Here is a 14,784-nt window from a genome sequence, read left to right on the forward strand (position 1 = left end):
TAGTTGTTCTAGCTAACTATCTCCAGATATAGTTGCGTAGCATCAACTAATTACTGGAGGTGTGCTTGAACCGGCCCTCGTCGCATGGGGAGATCCTCGAAGCGCTGTCCGGCATCTGGGTGGCGCTGCTCGTCGCGATCCTCAGCTCCACCATCGTCTCGAACGCTCTCCCGACGATCCTGGCCGAGCTCAAGGGCACCCAGACCCAGTACACCTGGGTCATCACGTCGATGCTGCTCGCCTCCACGGCCAGTACACCGCTGTGGGGCAAGCTCTCGGACCTCTTCGACAAGAAGATGCTGCTGCAGACGAGCATCGTGCTGTTCGTCGTCGGCTCGGTCCTGTCGGGGCTGAGCCAGAACATGGAGCAGCTCATCGCGTTCCGGGTCGTCCAGGGCCTGGGCATGGGTGGCGTGCAGGCGCTCGGCCAGGTCGTGGTCGGCGCGTTGCTGAGCCCGCGGGAACGCGGCCGCTACAGCGGCTACACCGGCATGGTGATCTCCGCGGGCACGGTCGGCGGGCCGCTCGTCGGCGGGTTCCTCGTCGACTGGCCCGGCTGGCGCTGGTGCTTCTTCGTCTGCGTGCCGCTGGCGCTCGTGGCGCTGGCCGTGTTGCACAAGACGCTGCACCTGCCCGGCGAGAGGCGGCACGTCAAGATCGACTACCTGGGTGCCACGCTGATCACCGGTGGCGTGAGCCTGGTGCTGATGTGGGTGTCGTTCGCCGGCAAGGACTTCGCCTGGCTGAGCAGGGAGAGCGCGCTCTTCGCAGGTGGTGCCCTGCTCGCCCTCGTCACCGCCTACTTCGTCGAGCGCCGGGCGAGCTCCCCGGTCATCCCGTTGCACCTGTTCAGGAACCGGACGGTGGTGCTGGCGATGCTCGGTGGCATCGCGGTGGGTACTGCGATGTTCGGCGCATCGGTGTTCATGGGGCAGTACTTCCAGATCGCGCGCGGGTTCTCGCCCACGAAGGCAGGGCTGCTCACGGTGCCGTTGGTTCTCGGCCTGAGCATCTCGTCCACGGTCAGCGGGCAGCTCATCGCCAGGAGCGGCAAGTGGAAGGGTTACCTGGTCTGGGGCGCGTTCTCGCTGGTCATCGGGCTGGCGTTGCTGGGCACGATCGACCACACCACGAACCTGACCCTGATGAGCGCGTACCTGCTGCTCGTCGGCGTCGGGGTGGGGCTGACCATGCAGAACCTGGTCCTGGCCGTCCAGAACGGTGTGGGCATGGCCGACCTGGGCGCCGCGAGTTCGACCGCCACCTTCCTGCGGTCGCTGGGAGGGACGGCCGGGGTCTCGGTGCTGGGCGCGGTCCTCGCCGCCCACGTGAGCACCAAGACGCTCGACCGCGGCTCCCTCTCCCCAGTCGTGCGGGACTCCTACGGCGATGCGATGGGCGAGCTGTTCCTGATCGCCGCCGGTCTCGCGGTCTTCACGGTGATCGCGGTTCTGCTGATCAAGGAGCAACCGCTGCGTGACTCGGTGGATGTCACCCCAACGGGTTCTGGTGCACAGACGGTCGCCACTGAACCTGATTCACCTGTGGATACTGAACAGCGGATTGTGGATAACTCGACCTCCGCTGTGGACAAGCTGTTGGTGCTTTCGAGTGACGTCGATCAAGAGGTCGCGGCGCGTTCGGCTGCGCTGCGTTCCACACAGAACTCGTTGCCCTCGGGGTCGTGCATGGTGACCCAGCCGGTGCCGTCCGGCCTGCGGTGATCCTCGTAGATCGTCGCACCGATGCCGAGCAGGCGTTCGACCTCCTCGTCGCGGGTGCCGTCCGTCGGTTGCAGGCAGATGTGGACGCGGTTCTTGACCGTCTTGGGCTCGGGCACCTCGATGAAGAGGTACTGGATGCCGCTCGGCAGCGTGACCAGGCACTCCGGGTCGCCGGGGTTGTCGTCGGGATGGATCGGCAGGCCGAGCACCCGGCTCCACCACGAGGCCTGCTCGTAGGCGTTCCTGGCGTCGACGGTGACGTTGTGGACCGTTGAAGTCATGGTGCTGATCTTCGCTCAACGGGCTTGGATCGCCGTGCGTTTTCGGGACGACCGTCACGTTCTCGTAGTTGAGCGGAACAGACTCAACTTTTCTGACGTTGTGCGGGATGATGGTCCATGCTGGAGGCTGACCACGAGGTGGAGGAATGGACGCTTTCAACCCGACGACGAAGACTCAGCAGGCTGTTTCCGCAGCTGTGCAGGCAGCCACCCTCAACGGCAACCCGGACGTGGGGTCGGCGCACCTGCTCGGCGCCCTGCTGGCGCAGACGGACGGGTTGACCGCGCCGTTGCTCTCAGCGGTGGGCGCCGACCCGACGCTGGTGCGCAAGGAGCTCGAGCAGCTCTCCCGCTCGCTGCCCAGCGCCTCCGGCTCGACCGTCTCCGCGCCGCAGTTCTCGCGCGACGCCGTGCGGGTGCTCGGCAAGGCGCAGGAGCTCGCCACCGAGATGGGCGACGAGTACGTGTCCACCGAGCACCTGCTCGTCGGGCTGGCGCAGCACGGCGGCCAGGTCGCCGACCTGCTCCGCCGGCACGGTGCGACGCCGGACGCGTTGAAGGACGCGTTCGAGAAGGTGCGCGGGTCGGCCCGCGTCACCTCGCCCGACCCCGAGGGTACGTACAAGGCGCTCGAGAAGTACGGCGTCGACCTGACCGAACGCGCCCGCAAGGGCGAGCTCGACCCGGTGATCGGCCGTGACGCCGAGATCCGCAGGGTCGTCCAGGTGCTGTCGCGGCGCACCAAGAACAACCCCGTGCTGATCGGCGAGCCCGGCGTCGGCAAGACGGCGATCGTCGAGGGCCTGGCGCAGCGAGTGGTGGCCGGCGACGTGCCGGAGTCGCTGCGCGGCAAGCGCGTCGTGGCGCTCGACCTCGGCTCGATGGTCGCGGGCGCCAAGTACCGCGGTGAGTTCGAGGAGCGGCTCAAGGCCGTCCTGAAGGAGATCACCGACTCGGCCGGCCAGGTCATCACGTTCATCGACGAGCTGCACACGATCGTCGGCGCCGGCGCGACCGGCGAGTCCGCCATGGACGCCGGCAACATGATCAAGCCGATGCTGGCCCGCGGTGAACTGCGCATGGTCGGTGCCACGACCCTGGACGAGTACCGCGAGCACATCGAGAAGGACGCCGCCCTGGAACGCCGCTTCCAGCAGGTGCTGGTCGGCGAGCCGTCGGTGGAGGACACGGTCGGCATCCTGCGCGGCCTCAAGGAGCGGTACGAGGTGCACCACGGCGTGCGCATCACCGACGCCGCCCTCGTCGCCGCGGCCACGTTGTCGGACCGCTACATCACCGCGCGCTTCCTGCCGGACAAGGCGATCGACCTCGTCGACGAGGCCGCGTCCCGGCTCCGCATGGAGATCGACTCGCGCCCCGTCGAGATCGACACGGTGGAGCGTGCCGTCCGCCGTCTCGAGATCGAGGAGATGGCGCTGTCCAAGGAGTCGGACGCGGCCTCGCTGGAACGGCTCTCCGCCCTGCGCGCCGAGCTGGCGGAGAAGCGCGAGGAGCTGTCCGCGCTGACCGCGAGGTGGCAGAACGAGAAGGGCTCGATCGACAAGGTCCGGACGCTGAAGGAACAGCTGGAGTCGTTGCGCGGCGAGTCCGAACGCGCCGAGCGCGACGGCGACCTGGGTCGTGCGGCCGAGCTCCGGTACGGCCGGATTCCCGCGCTGGAGAAGGAACTCGAGGCGGCCTCCGAAGCGTCCACTCAGGACGCCGCGATGCTCAAGGAGGAAGTCGGCCCGGACGACGTCGCCGACGTCGTGTCGGCGTGGACCGGCATTCCGGCCGGTCGCCTGCTGGAGGGCGAGACCGCCAAGCTGCTGCGGATGGAGGACGAGCTCAGCCGCCGCGTCGTCGGCCAGGCCGAGGCCGTGCGGGTCGTCTCGGACGCCGTGCGCCGCACCCGTGCCGGTGTCGCCGACCCGGACCGCCCGACGGGTTCGTTCCTGTTCCTCGGCCCCACCGGCGTCGGCAAGACCGAGCTGGCCAAGGCGCTGGCCGCGTTCCTGTTCGACGACGAGCGGGCGATGATCCGCATCGACATGAGCGAGTACTCCGAGAAGCACTCGGTGGCCCGCCTGGTCGGAGCGCCTCCCGGCTACGTCGGCTACGACCAGGGCGGCCAGCTGACCGAGTCGGTGCGCCGCCGCCCGTACTCCGTGGTGCTGCTGGACGAGGTCGAGAAGGCGCACCCGGACGTGTTCGACGTGCTGCTGCAGGTGCTGGACGACGGCCGCCTGACCGACGGCCAGGGCCGGACCGTGGACTTCCGCAACACGATCCTGGTGCTGACCTCGAACCTGGGGTCCACCGCGATCGCCAACCCGTCGCTGACGGAGGTGGAGCGCCGCGACGCCGTCATGGCGGTGGTGCAGCGGCACTTCAAGCCGGAGTTCCTGAACCGGCTCGACGACGTCGTGGTGTTCCACGCGCTGGCGACCGAGGAGCTGACGTCCATTGTGGACATCCAGATCGCCAGGCTCGCGGACCGGCTCGCCGCCCGGCGGCTGACCTTGGACGTCACGGCTTCCGCTCGCGACTGGCTGGCGCTGAACGGCTTCGACCCGGTGTACGGGGCCCGGCCGCTGCGGCGGCTGGTGCAGTCGGCGATCGGTGACCAGCTGGCGAAGGAGTTGCTGGCCGGTGAGGTGCGGGACGGCGACACGGTCAGGGTCGACGTGCTGGACGACAACACCGGCCTGATCGTGGGCCGCGAGGTCTGAGGGGTACATCAAGCTGGATTGATGTATTGTCCTGGGTGTGTCCAGCGACGCACCCAGGACGTTGCCGCTGTTCCTGCGGCTGATGGCGGACCCGCTGCGCTGGCGGCTGGCGTGTGAGCTGGCCGCCGGTGACCGCCGGGTACGCGAGCTGGTGTCCGCGGTGGGAGAACCGCAGAACCTGGTCTCCTACCACCTCAAACAGCTGCGCGACGCGGGTCTCGTGACGGCCAGGCGCAGCAACTTCGACGGCCGCGACACCTACTACCACCTGGACCTGGCGCGGTGTGCCGAGGCGTGGGCGGGCGCGGCTCTGCATCCGGCCGCCACGGCCACGCCAACGCCGAGTGCGACGAAGGTGCTGTTCGTCTGCACGGGAAACAGCGGCCGCTCGCCCATGGCCGAGGCCCTGCTGCGGCACCGGTCCGGGAACCGCGTCGCGGTGGCGAGCGCCGGCAGCCACCCGAAGGCCCTGCATCCCGACGCCGTCAGGGCCGTTGCGGAGTACGGCGCCGCCCTGGCGCACGAACCCACTCACCTGGACGTCGTGCGTCGTGGCCGGTTCGACCTCGTGATCAGCCTGTGCGACCGGGTTCGCGAGGTTCTGCCGAGCTTTCCCGGCCGTCCGCGGCTGATCCACTGGAGCCTCGCCGACCCCGCGGCCGAAGGCGGGTTCGACGCCTTCCGGCGCACCGCCGCCGAGCTCGACGGCCGGATCCGATTCCTGCCAGTCCCTCTGGAGGTCTGACATGACCACCGATCTCGTGAGCGTGCGTTACCTCGTCGACGACGTGGACGCTTCGCTCGCCTTCTACACCGAGAACCTCGGGTTCGAGGTGCGAACGAACTTCGCCCCGGCCTTCGCCGACGTCGTCCGCGGCAACCTGCGCTTGCTGCTCAGCGGCCCCGCCAGTTCGGCGGGACGGGAGATGCCGGACGGCACCAAGCCCGGCCCCGGTGGCTGGAACCGCATCCACCTGATCGTCCCGGACATCGACGCCGAGGTGGCGAGGCTGCGGGAGCGGGGGATCCGGTTCCGCAGCGACGTCGTGAAGGGGCCGGGAGGACAGCAGATCGTCCTCGACGACCCGTCCGGCAACCCCGTGGAGCTGTTCCAACCGGCCTGAATCGGCGGACGAGGTGCACGACGCGCGGAAGTGATCTTCGTTCCTCGGGCCCGACCCACTACGCTTCAGCTGTGGGCATACCGGCGTGGGTCTGGTTCACCGTCGCCGCGGTGGCGGGCGTGGCGGGGTTTGCCCTGCTCGCGACCGACCGGGCGCAACGAACCGCGCGTAATCGTGAACGGCGCCGTTGGGCTGCACTGCGCGGCTGGCAGTTCGAGGAAACAGACCACGTACTGCCGACTCGCTGGGAGGCGGGCGCCATCGCGTACTACGGCACCGGGCTCGCCCGTGACGTGGTCGCGGGCTCGACCTTCACCGCCGACGGCAGGCGCCAGGTCTACGTGCTCGACCACGAGACCGGCGGCAAGGTCAACTCGGTGCTGGTCGGCGTGCGCTGCCGCAGGGCGTTGTCGGTGGTGATCGAACTCTGGCTGTCGACGGTCCCGTTCCAGCGCGACAACGACAAGATGCCGATGCCGGACCTCCTCGGCCCGGTCGGCTCGCGCTACGCCTTCGTCACCGACGTCCCGGCCGCCCGCAAGATCATCACGCCTGACCTGATCGACGCCGCCGAGGAGATCGGTGGCGACGTCACCGTGGTCTGGCTGGAGAACGACTGGGTGCTGGCCGCGGCACCGCCGAACTCGTCGCCCGCGCGCCTGGAGCGTCTGCTGCGCGACATCGGCGAGCTCGCGGACGTGATCGACCCCTTCGACCCGGATCCCTCGGAGCGCGAAGAGCCGGTGGCGGAGGACGACGAGGGTGGCGAGGTCTACCGCCCCTCGTTCGGCCGCAAGCAGCCGTAACTCCGGGTGAGCCGGTGGTCGGCCTACCGTGCGTCATTGATCACTCACCAGCGGTATTCCACGCCGTAACCAAAGTGTTGTGAGCTACGTCACACTTCACTCTGTGTAAAACATCGGAAGGTGATTCAGATACTCCGTGCGTAAGGCGTCGTGTCCCCGAACCCCCCGGAGGGAATCACGATGTACGGAGGAAAGGTAGTTCCGCCCGCAGCTGTGGCGGGTACAGCGTCCGTGGTGACGCTTGCCAACACGGGTGCATCGGTCGGTTGGATGCTGTTCGGCGGAGTCGCTCTGGTCGTTTCGGGCCTCGCACTGCGTCTGTTCGTTCTTCGTCGTCCGGCGAAGAACGGAGCGTGATCATCGGCGCGCTTCCGACCCCGGCCCAGCTCCGACTACCGTGCGATGGCATGCCAACCGCACTGGTGACCGGATCGACCGTCGGGATCGGGGCCGCCTTCGCCCGCAGGCTCGCGGCAGAGGGATACGACCTCGTACTGGTCGCGCGCACCGCGTCCGCCCTCGAGGAGCTCGCCCAGCAACTGCACGAGCGGCACGGTGTGCACGTCGACGTGCTGCCCGCGGACCTCAGCGACCAGGGCGAGCGTGCCAAGGTCGAGTCCCGGCTGGCCGAGTCGCCCGTCGACCTGCTCGTCAACAACGCGGGCTTCGCCAACACCGGCGAGTTCTTCGCCGCCGACGTCGAGAAGCTGCAGGCTCAGCTGGACGTCAACGTCGCCACGGTGCTGCGGCTCTGCAGGGCCGCGATCCCCGGCATGATGGCGCGCGGCAAGGGCGACGTGATCAACGTGTCCAGCGTGGCCAGCTTCCTGCCCGGCCGCGGCACGAGCTACAGCGCCGACAAGGCGTGGGTGACGTCGTTCTCCGAGGGCATGTCCCTCGCGGTCGGACACTCCGGCGTGCGGATCATGGCGCTGTGCCCCGGTTTCGTGAAGACCGAGTTCCACCAGCGCGCCAAGATCGACATGTCCAAGACGCCGGACTGGCTCTACGTCGACGCCGACCGGCTGGTCCACGAGGCGCTGCGCGACCTGCGCCGTGGCAAGGTGCTGTCGATCCCCGGCGCCCAGTACAAGGCGATCGTGAGCGTCACGAAGGTCCTGCCGCGGGCCTTGGTGCGCAGGATGGCGTCCCGCTTCGCCGGCGGCCGCGGCCGGACGTGAGCGGAACCGTCCAGGTGGATCGAGCGTCGGAGTCCTCGTGAGTGAACAGTTCCGTGTCGTGCCGGACGAGCTGCGCGGGTACAGCGAGCTGCTGGACCGCAACGCCCAGCACTTCCTGACCATCAAGGATCACGCGATTTCGAAGGGCGGCGACACCAGCGGGTTCACCGGCCTGCTGACGTTGCTGCACCCCGTCGTGACGGGCGTCGCGAACCTCTACGGGGAGACGTTGGACTTCGCGAACAAGATGATGGTCAAGGACTCCGCCGCGCTCAAGAAGACCGCTGAAACCTACGAGAAGGCCGACCAGCACGGCGTCAAGCTGGTGCAGCAGGCCGGAGGTGGCCGATGACCGCGTACGCGGACGTCCAGGACCCGTCGGTCGCGCTCAACGCGGCCGCCGAGAACCGTCCCGGCCGGCAGACCACCAAGGAACTGATCGAAGCCGCCGGCTGGAAGCTGCAGGGCGTCAACTGGATCTACGAGAAGGTCACCGGCGAGAACCTGATCGAGGCGCTGATCAACCCGTTGGTCGGCGACTTCGAGAAGATCGACGCCAACGCCAACGCGTGGGACCAGGTCGCCAAGGCGCTGGACGCCGTGCGGCACAACGTCGGCGACGGCGTCGGTCAGCTCAACCCGCACTGGAACGGTGACGCCGCGCAGGCGTTCGAGCGCCGCATGGACACCATGTGGGTCATCGCGATCGAGGCGGACTCCCAGGTCGCCCGGATCATCGGCAACAAGTTCCAGTCCATGGCGAACGCGTGCCGTTCGGCCACGAAGGTCGCCCTGTTCCTGCTCGACAAGCTCTGCACGATGCTGCTCGAGGCCGCGATGACCGCGGTGATCCCGGTCGTCGGCTGGGGCCGCGCGGTGTGGATGGTCTACGACGCGATCCAGATCGTCGACGCGATCCGCAAGATCATCCAGTCGATCATGACGCTGATCGAGGGCGTCAAGGGCATGGTCGACGGCATCGTCGCGATGGGCACGGCGCTGATGAAGCTCAAGGACGTCAAGGACGTCAACGACTTCCTCGACGTGGTCGACGGCGTGCAGGACGGCAAGCAGAAGTACGACAACGGCGTGTCCGCGGCGAAGTCCGGTGCGATCGGCGTCGGCCTCGGTGCCTACAGTCTCGGCAAGGCCGGTTCCGCGGCCTCGGGCCGGTACGGCTCCGGCACCGGCGGCTCCGGCTCGGGTGGTGGCTCCGGTGCCCCCGCTCCCGCCCCGGTTCCGAGCAGTGGTGGTCAGCAGTGACGTTTCCGTACGACCAGGCGCGGCTGCAGGCGCTGTTCTCCGAGGTGGACTCCCGGATCGACGACCTCGGGAAGGTCGCGACGGCCGCCTCGCAGGTGCAGCGCCGTTCGCGAGGGCTCTCCGAGCAGGACCTCGCCGAGATCGAGCGGTTCGCGAAGTCGCCGGGCGCGCCGCAGGAGCTCAAGGACCTCCAGCGGCGCGTCGAGGCCGGTGAGATGTCGTGGGCCGATGTCGCCGCGGGACGCGCGTTGGACGACGAGGGTGTGCAGAAGGCACTAGCCGTCGGCGTTCCGGACCTCCAACGCGCCTATCGCGCGATCGAAGAGGGCCAGGACATCGACGACATCATCGCCTCGGGCACCCCGACGCCTCAGCGGCCGCGCCGTGATGACGACGACGAGGACGACGGTCCGAGCCAGTTCCGCGAGGACGCCTGGTAGCTAGTGCTGTGACCGCCGACCTTCACCGCGTCTTCCGGCGCTCAGCAGGGCACCTCGCGGCACCGGCCCCCGCCCCCCATATGCCCGATATGAGGGGCGGGGGCCGGCACCGCGATGCACCCGTCTGACCGTCGAAATACGGGGCAAAGGCCGACGGTCACAGCACTAGGCAGACCAGTCCACACCGCCACTGCTCACGTGGCTGGTCCCGGTTCCCCGTACGACGTCGAAGGCGACCGCGCAGGCGGTCGCCAGTGAGCGCAGCGGCTCGGCCACACCGGGGTTGATCCGCACGACGTCCCGGCGGACGCGCCTGCCGTTGCGCTTGGCGCGCCCGCCGGTCTCGATGCGAGCGATGTCACCGAAGAAGCAGATCTGCTGACCGTTCGCGTCGTGCAACGACTGCTTCCACGCGCTGTGCGTCTTGATCGTCCCGATCAACTGCCCCTGCGGCGTGCTGACGCTCACGTGGGGCCGCCGCCCGAACCGCTTGCCGATGTGCATGATCGGCTGGCCGTGCGGCGCCACGACGTCGAGGTCGAACGTCGTCCAGCCGGAGAACCCCGTGTACCGCAGCGGCCGCTGCAGCCCGGGTCCGCCGCGCTCCCTGACGACCGCGATCGGCGAGTCGCGCTCGTCGAACACGTCCACCCGGTACTGCGGCCGGAACAACAGGCTCATCGCGGTCCACGGCTGTTCGACGAAGAGGGTGCTCACGGTGATGCAGGGTATGCGGCACCGAACGCCCGCGTGTGCGAAGCTAGCGACCTGTGCGAACTGAAACGGTCTTGGACGCGAACGCGAAGTCGGAACTCGCTCGTCTGGTGAGCGAATTGGCCGTGGTGCACGGCAAGGTGACCCTCTCCAGCGGCAAGGAAGCCGACTACTACGTCGACCTGCGCCGCGCGACGCTGCACCACGCGGCGGCGCCGTTGATCGGCAAGCTGCTGCGGCAGCTCACCAGCGACTGGGACTTCGTCGCCGTCGGTGGTCTCACGCTCGGTGCCGACCCCGTCGCCTACGCGATGATGCACTCCGCCGCGGCGGCCGGTGACGTGCTCGACGCCTTCGTCGTGCGCAAGGCCAGCAAGGCCCACGGCATGCAGCGGCAGATCGAAGGCATCGACGTGCGCGGCCAGCGCGTGCTCGCCGTCGAGGACACCTCCACCACCGGTGGTTCGGTCCTCACGGCCGTCACGGCGCTGCGCGAGCACGGTGCCGAGGTGGTCGGTGTCGCCACCGTCGTCGACCGCGGCACGGGTGCCAAGGAGGCCATCGAGGCGGAGGGGCTGCAGTACCGGTACCTGCTGGATCTGAACGATCTCGGGCTCGCCTGACGTTCACTCGTTTTATCGAGAGCGATTCGAGCTACCCCGTCCTAGTCTGGAGGACGGGGTGGTGCGAATGGCCAGGGTGCTCGTCGAAGCGGTCGTGGTTCTGCACTTTGCCTTTCTGGCGTTCATCGCGCTGGGAGGGTTCCTCGCGTGGCGCTGGCGGGGTGTCATCTACGCGCATCTGGTCGCCGGTGTGTGGGCGATCCTCAGCGTGACGATCGACCTCACCTGCCCGCTGACCGTGCTGGAGAACGACCTCCGCGGGCTCGCGGGCATGCCGTTGCTGGAGACCGGGTTCATCGACCACTACATCGACGGCGTCTGGTACCCGCAGAGCGCGACGACGCTCGTGCAGCTGGTTCTCGGGGCGATCGTCCTGGTCTCGTGGGCCGGCTTCTATGCTGGCGGCCGTGCTGCTCGAAGGCTTTCACGCTGTTAAGCACGCGTTGCGCTTCGGCGCCGACGTGCATCCGTTGATCACGACGGACCTCAGCGCCGCGATCAGCCTCGCCGAGACGCACGCGCCCGATCTGGTCGGGCGGTTCCAGGACGCGACCGAGATCGACAAGGCCGGGTTCGTCCTCCGCGCGGGCCGCCTCCATCCGACCGGGGTGGCGGGGTTCGCCGAGAGGCCGGACCTGCCGTTCGACCGCGACGCCCCGGTCGTCCTGCTCGACAACCCGCGCAATCTCGGCAACTTCGGCGCCACCATCCGGGTGGCGGCGGGCCTCGACGCGGGCGGCGTGATCTCCACCGGTGACGTGGATCCGTGGCACCCCAACGTTCTACGGGGTTCGGCGGGCCTGCACTTCGCCCTGCCGGTCGCCAAGGCCGAGAGCCTCGACTTCGCCGGTGAGCTCATCGCGTTCGACGCGGACGGCGATCTCCTGACCGGTCCGATCCCCGACAACGCCGTGCTGGCGTTCGGTTCGGAGCGCCACGGCCTCTCGCAGGAGGTCCGTGCGAAGGCCACGAGGATCGTCCGGCTGCCGATGCGCGAGAAGGTCAGCAGTTACAACCTGACAACTTCTGTGGCGATGGGCCTCTACCACTGGGTGATTCACCGCGCTTCTTGACCGGTCAAGCACTCACGATGACGCAGTGGTGATCGCGAAACTGCTGGCGGCGCGCGCGGGCGTCGCGGAGCGCGCGGTGTACTCCAGGCACCTGCGGCGGGTCTGGGGTGTGCCGGGCACGCTGCTCGGTGCGCGGGCGTGGCCCCCGTTGCTGCGGGACAAGCTCCACACGAGCTTCAACTACTGGTGGCAGGCCCACCTGCTCGACTGCATGGTGGACGGCTACGAGCGCTCGCCCAGCGAGCTGCGGAAGACGGCCATCACCAAGGTCGTGCGGGGCATTCGGGTGCGCAACGTCCTCGGCTGGACCAACGACTTCTACGACGACATCGCGTGGCTCGGCCTCGCCCTGCAGCGCGCCGAGAAGATCGTCGGCGTCGCGAAGCCCAAGGCGCTGGCCGCCATCGCGGAACAGTTGCGGGACGGCTGGACCGACCACGCCGGCGGCGGCATCTGGTGGAAGCGCAAGGACGACTTCAAGAACGTGCCCGCCAACGGTCCCGCCGCGATCTTCCTGGCTCGCCGGGGCGACCGCACCGACCTCGCCCGTGCGCGCTCCATCGTGGACTGGGTCGAGGACAACCTGGTCGACGAGAGCAGCGGACTCGCGTGGGACGGCCTGCACGTCCACCCGAACGGCGAGATCCGGGAGTACGAGAAGAACATCTACACGTACTGCCAAGGGGTTCTGATCGGCGCGTGCGTCGAGCTGGCCAAGCACGGCCAGCAGGAGAGGTGGCTCGAAAAGGCCGCCCGCACGATCACCGCGGTGCACGACGATCTGGCCGTCAACGGCGTGATCAAGGGTCAGGGCGGCGGTGACGGCGGTCTGTTCGCCGGCATCCTCACCCGCTACCTCGCGCAGGCCGCGCTGACGATCCCCGAGCTCGACCCGGACCGCCAGGAAACCGCGGACCTGGCCAGGGAACTCGTGATCCAGTCGGCGGAAGCGGCGTGGCTCAACCGCGTGACGGCGGTGAGCGGCCCCCTGTTCGGTCCGGAGTGGACGGTCCCGGCGGACCAGCGGGAGGGCCGCGACCTGTCCGTCCAGCTCGGCGGCTGGATGTGCCTGGAGGCCGCGGCGCTGCTGGAGCGGCACGGCCTGAACGTCGCTACCCCTTGACGTAGCTCAGCAGCGTCTTGGCGTCCTCGCGGAACTGCTCCGGCGAGTCGTCGATCACGAACTCCAGCAACGCGTTGCGGTCGATGCCGTCGCGCGCGAGCTCGGTCAGCACCGGCTTCCACAGGTCGCGGCGCGCCGCGAGCGGCAACCGGTCCTGGTACCCGCCGGGGCCCCACGAGAAGACGTGTGCGGTCACCGGTTCCAGCGTCCGCACCTCGTGCACGGCGGAGAACACGTCCTGGCCACCGCTCGGCTGCCAGTACGGCACCACGCCGTCGACCTCGTCCAGCAGCTGGACCGCGGACTCCAGCGTGTCCGTCAGCGTGTTCCGGTGGTACTCCAACGCGATCCGCGTTCCCATCGCGTCCGCGTGCTCGACGGCGTGCTGCAGCGCCTCGATCACCGGCCCGCGGTCGGGGCACTCCGCCGATCCGGACGTGCCCGCCCAGACCCGCACGAGCGGTGCGTCCAGCTCGGCCGCGGTCTCCAGGATCGCCGCCAGCTCACCGCGGTCGGACACGCCGGCCCGGTAGTACGACCCGTACGCGGCCACCTTGAGCCCGGTGTCGAGCGCCCGCCGTGCCGCCGCGAAGTCGCCGGGCGGCACGTGCACGTCGCCGCCCCACTCCACGGCCTGCAGCCCGCACTCCAGTGCCAGCTCACCGATCTCCTCGACCGACAGCTGCCGGAACGTCACCGAGACGAGGCCGGGGATCAGCATCCGCAGGACTGCCTGTGCATGAGCGAGGGCGCCAGCCGGATCGTCTCCGGCGGCCTGGCCGGGTCGGCGATCCTGTTCAGCAGCAGCTTCACGGCGGTCCTGCCGATCTCCTCGACCGGCTGGGCCAGCGTGGTGAGCGGCGGTTCGATCAACGTCGCCCACTCGACCTCGTCGTAGGCGACGACGGCGAGATCCGTGCCGAGCTTCAGGCCGCGGGCGCGTGCCTCGTGCAGCATGCCGATCGTGACGAGGTGGTCAGCCGCCACGACCGCGGTCGCCGGGTCTTCCTGGTCGAGCAGCGGCGCGAGCCAGCCGCTCTGCGACACCAGCGCCTCGTCCCACTTCAGGCCCGCACGGCCGAGACCGAGCCGGTAACCCAGGATGCGTTCCTCGGTCGTCGCCACGCCCGTCTTGCCGCAGACGATGCCGATCCGCCGGTGTCCCAGTTCCGCGAGGTGCTTCACCAGACCAGACGTGGCCTGGACGTTCTCCGGCCCGACCTGGTCGATGTCCTTGGCGACGGTCAGCCGGTCGACGAGCACCGTCGGGATGCCCAGCCGTTTGAGTTCCGGCAGCACGAGGCTGCCGCCGCCCGCCGACGGGGTCAGCAGCAGGCCGTCGACCCGTCGTGAGCGCAGCATTCTGACCGCGGTCTGCTCGGATTCGGGGGTGTCCCGCGTGTCGATCAGCACGAGCGTGTAGCCGTTGCGGGTCGCTTCCGACTCGATGGCGGCGATCAGCTCGGCGAAGTACGGGTGGGAGACCAGCGACACCGCGAGGCCCAGGGACTTGGTGCCGCCCATGACCAGCGATCTCGCGATGGCGTCACCCGTGTACCCGGTCTCGTCGATAGCCTTCTGGACGCGCTCTCGCGTGTCACCGGCGACCGGCCTGGTCTCGTTGATCACGTGTGACACCGTGGTGATGGAGACCCCCGCGAGAGCCGCGACATCCCGCATGGTGACCATGGCCGGGACCT

Annotated in this window: 17 protein-coding genes; 13 read left to right on the forward strand and 4 right to left on the reverse strand. The window is 68.9% G+C overall.

The window, feature by feature from the left end:
• The first annotated feature begins 65 nt into the window (after window positions 1–65).
• Window positions 66–1,724, forward strand: a complete 1,659-nt coding sequence (locus C8D87_RS10400; protein ID WP_233442019.1) for an MDR family MFS transporter — start codon at window positions 66–68, stop codon at window positions 1,722–1,724.
• On the opposite strand, the gene C8D87_RS10405 is transcribed toward C8D87_RS10400, so the two are convergent.
• The gene (locus tag C8D87_RS10405) at window positions 1,622–2,005 is read right to left on the reverse strand and encodes a VOC family protein (RefSeq protein ID WP_112226515.1); all 384 of its coding nucleotides are present in this window, start codon (window positions 2,003–2,005) and stop codon (window positions 1,622–1,624) included. The genes C8D87_RS10400 and C8D87_RS10405 overlap by 103 nt on opposite strands.
• Window positions 2,006–2,151: 146 nt before the next feature.
• Here C8D87_RS10405 and clpB point away from each other — a divergent pair, with 146 nt between their 5' ends.
• From clpB to C8D87_RS10450, 8 genes are all read left to right on the forward strand, one after another.
• Window positions 2,152–4,737, forward strand: coding sequence for an ATP-dependent chaperone ClpB (gene clpB, locus C8D87_RS10410; RefSeq protein ID WP_112226516.1), 2,586 nt, complete (start codon window positions 2,152–2,154; stop codon window positions 4,735–4,737).
• Window positions 4,738–4,819: 82 nt separating this feature from the next.
• Entirely contained in the window at window positions 4,820–5,482 is a 663-nt protein-coding gene (locus C8D87_RS10415; RefSeq protein WP_112227016.1) for an arsenate reductase/protein-tyrosine-phosphatase family protein, read from the forward strand.
• Between the two features lies 1 nt (window position 5,483).
• Entirely contained in the window at window positions 5,484–5,861 is a 378-nt protein-coding gene (locus C8D87_RS10420) for a VOC family protein (RefSeq protein WP_109629591.1), read from the forward strand.
• 71 nt (window positions 5,862–5,932) lie between these two features.
• Window positions 5,933–6,667, forward strand: a complete 735-nt coding sequence (locus C8D87_RS10425) for a type III secretion system chaperone family protein (RefSeq protein ID WP_112226517.1) — start codon at window positions 5,933–5,935, stop codon at window positions 6,665–6,667.
• A gap of 407 nt (window positions 6,668–7,074) precedes the next feature.
• Entirely contained in the window at window positions 7,075–7,848 is a 774-nt protein-coding gene (locus tag C8D87_RS10435; protein WP_112227017.1) for an SDR family NAD(P)-dependent oxidoreductase, read from the forward strand.
• A 37-nt stretch (window positions 7,849–7,885) separates the two neighbouring features.
• Window positions 7,886–8,200, forward strand: a complete 315-nt coding sequence (locus C8D87_RS10440) for a hypothetical protein (RefSeq protein ID WP_112226519.1) — start codon at window positions 7,886–7,888, stop codon at window positions 8,198–8,200.
• Window positions 8,197–9,111: a WXG100 family type VII secretion target gene (locus C8D87_RS10445; protein ID WP_112226520.1), complete on the forward strand. Its 915-nt coding sequence runs from the start codon at window positions 8,197–8,199 to the stop codon at window positions 9,109–9,111. Before C8D87_RS10440 ends, C8D87_RS10445 begins: the two co-directional genes overlap by 4 nt.
• Window positions 9,108–9,551, forward strand: coding sequence for a hypothetical protein (locus tag C8D87_RS10450; RefSeq protein WP_112226521.1), 444 nt, complete (start codon window positions 9,108–9,110; stop codon window positions 9,549–9,551). The genes C8D87_RS10445 and C8D87_RS10450 overlap by 4 nt, the downstream gene beginning before the upstream one ends.
• Before the next feature lie 165 nt (window positions 9,552–9,716).
• Here the strand turns inward: C8D87_RS10450 and C8D87_RS10455 are convergent, their stop codons facing one another.
• The gene (locus C8D87_RS10455) at window positions 9,717–10,268 is read right to left on the reverse strand and encodes a hypothetical protein (RefSeq protein WP_112226522.1); all 552 of its coding nucleotides are present in this window, start codon (window positions 10,266–10,268) and stop codon (window positions 9,717–9,719) included.
• Window positions 10,269–10,339: 71 nt separating this feature from the next.
• On the opposite strand from C8D87_RS10455, the gene pyrE reads away from it, so the two are divergent.
• From pyrE to C8D87_RS10475, 4 genes are all read left to right on the forward strand, one after another.
• Window positions 10,340–10,888 (forward strand): orotate phosphoribosyltransferase, encoded by a 549-nt coding sequence (pyrE, locus tag C8D87_RS10460; protein ID WP_411711372.1) that lies wholly within the window; start codon window positions 10,340–10,342, stop codon window positions 10,886–10,888.
• Between the two features lie 67 nt (window positions 10,889–10,955).
• Complete coding sequence (locus C8D87_RS10465; RefSeq protein ID WP_109629565.1) at window positions 10,956–11,324, forward strand: DUF2784 domain-containing protein; 369 nt, start codon at window positions 10,956–10,958, stop codon at window positions 11,322–11,324.
• Window positions 11,296–11,961, forward strand: coding sequence for a TrmH family RNA methyltransferase (locus tag C8D87_RS10470; protein WP_233442020.1), 666 nt, complete (start codon window positions 11,296–11,298; stop codon window positions 11,959–11,961). The genes C8D87_RS10465 and C8D87_RS10470 overlap by 29 nt, the downstream gene beginning before the upstream one ends.
• Window positions 11,962–11,986: 25 nt before the next feature.
• Window positions 11,987–13,084 (forward strand): glycoside hydrolase family 76 protein, encoded by a 1,098-nt coding sequence (locus tag C8D87_RS10475; RefSeq protein ID WP_112226525.1) that lies wholly within the window; start codon window positions 11,987–11,989, stop codon window positions 13,082–13,084.
• Here C8D87_RS10475 and C8D87_RS10480 read toward each other — a convergent pair.
• Together C8D87_RS10480 and C8D87_RS10485 are read right to left on the reverse strand one after the other, a co-directional pair.
• A complete protein-coding gene (locus C8D87_RS10480) occupies window positions 13,074–13,805 on the reverse strand; it encodes a sugar phosphate isomerase/epimerase family protein (protein WP_112226526.1) in 732 nt (243 codons plus the stop codon). The genes C8D87_RS10475 and C8D87_RS10480 overlap by 11 nt on opposite strands.
• A complete protein-coding gene (locus C8D87_RS10485; protein WP_112226527.1) occupies window positions 13,799–14,773 on the reverse strand; it encodes a LacI family DNA-binding transcriptional regulator in 975 nt (324 codons plus the stop codon). The genes C8D87_RS10480 and C8D87_RS10485 overlap by 7 nt, the downstream gene beginning before the upstream one ends.
• Between the last annotated feature and the right edge of the window lie 11 nt (window positions 14,774–14,784).

Source organism: Lentzea atacamensis (genome assembly GCF_003269295.1).
In the GTDB taxonomy this organism is placed as follows: Bacteria; Actinomycetota; Actinomycetes; order Mycobacteriales; family Pseudonocardiaceae; genus Lentzea; species Lentzea atacamensis.

Excerpts from the sequence above, each read along its gene's own strand:
- C8D87_RS10405 (WP_112226515.1), bottom strand. The coding sequence starts at position 2,005 with ATGACTTCAACGGTCCACAACGTCACCGTCGACGCCAGGAACGCCTAC.
- clpB (WP_112226516.1), top strand. The coding sequence starts at position 2,152 with ATGGACGCTTTCAACCCGACGACGAAGACTCAGCAGGCTGTTTCCGCA.
- C8D87_RS10415 (WP_112227016.1), top strand. The coding sequence starts at position 4,820 with ATGGCGGACCCGCTGCGCTGGCGGCTGGCGTGTGAGCTGGCCGCCGGT.
- C8D87_RS10420 (WP_109629591.1), top strand. The coding sequence starts at position 5,484 with ATGACCACCGATCTCGTGAGCGTGCGTTACCTCGTCGACGACGTGGAC.
- C8D87_RS10435 (WP_112227017.1), top strand. The coding sequence starts at position 7,075 with ATGCCAACCGCACTGGTGACCGGATCGACCGTCGGGATCGGGGCCGCC.
- C8D87_RS10445 (WP_112226520.1), top strand. The coding sequence starts at position 8,197 with ATGACCGCGTACGCGGACGTCCAGGACCCGTCGGTCGCGCTCAACGCG.
- C8D87_RS10465 (WP_109629565.1), top strand. The coding sequence starts at position 10,956 with ATGGCCAGGGTGCTCGTCGAAGCGGTCGTGGTTCTGCACTTTGCCTTT.
- C8D87_RS10480 (WP_112226526.1), bottom strand. The coding sequence starts at position 13,805 with ATGCTGATCCCCGGCCTCGTCTCGGTGACGTTCCGGCAGCTGTCGGTC.
- C8D87_RS10485 (WP_112226527.1), bottom strand. The coding sequence starts at position 14,773 with ATGGTCACCATGCGGGATGTCGCGGCTCTCGCGGGGGTCTCCATCACC.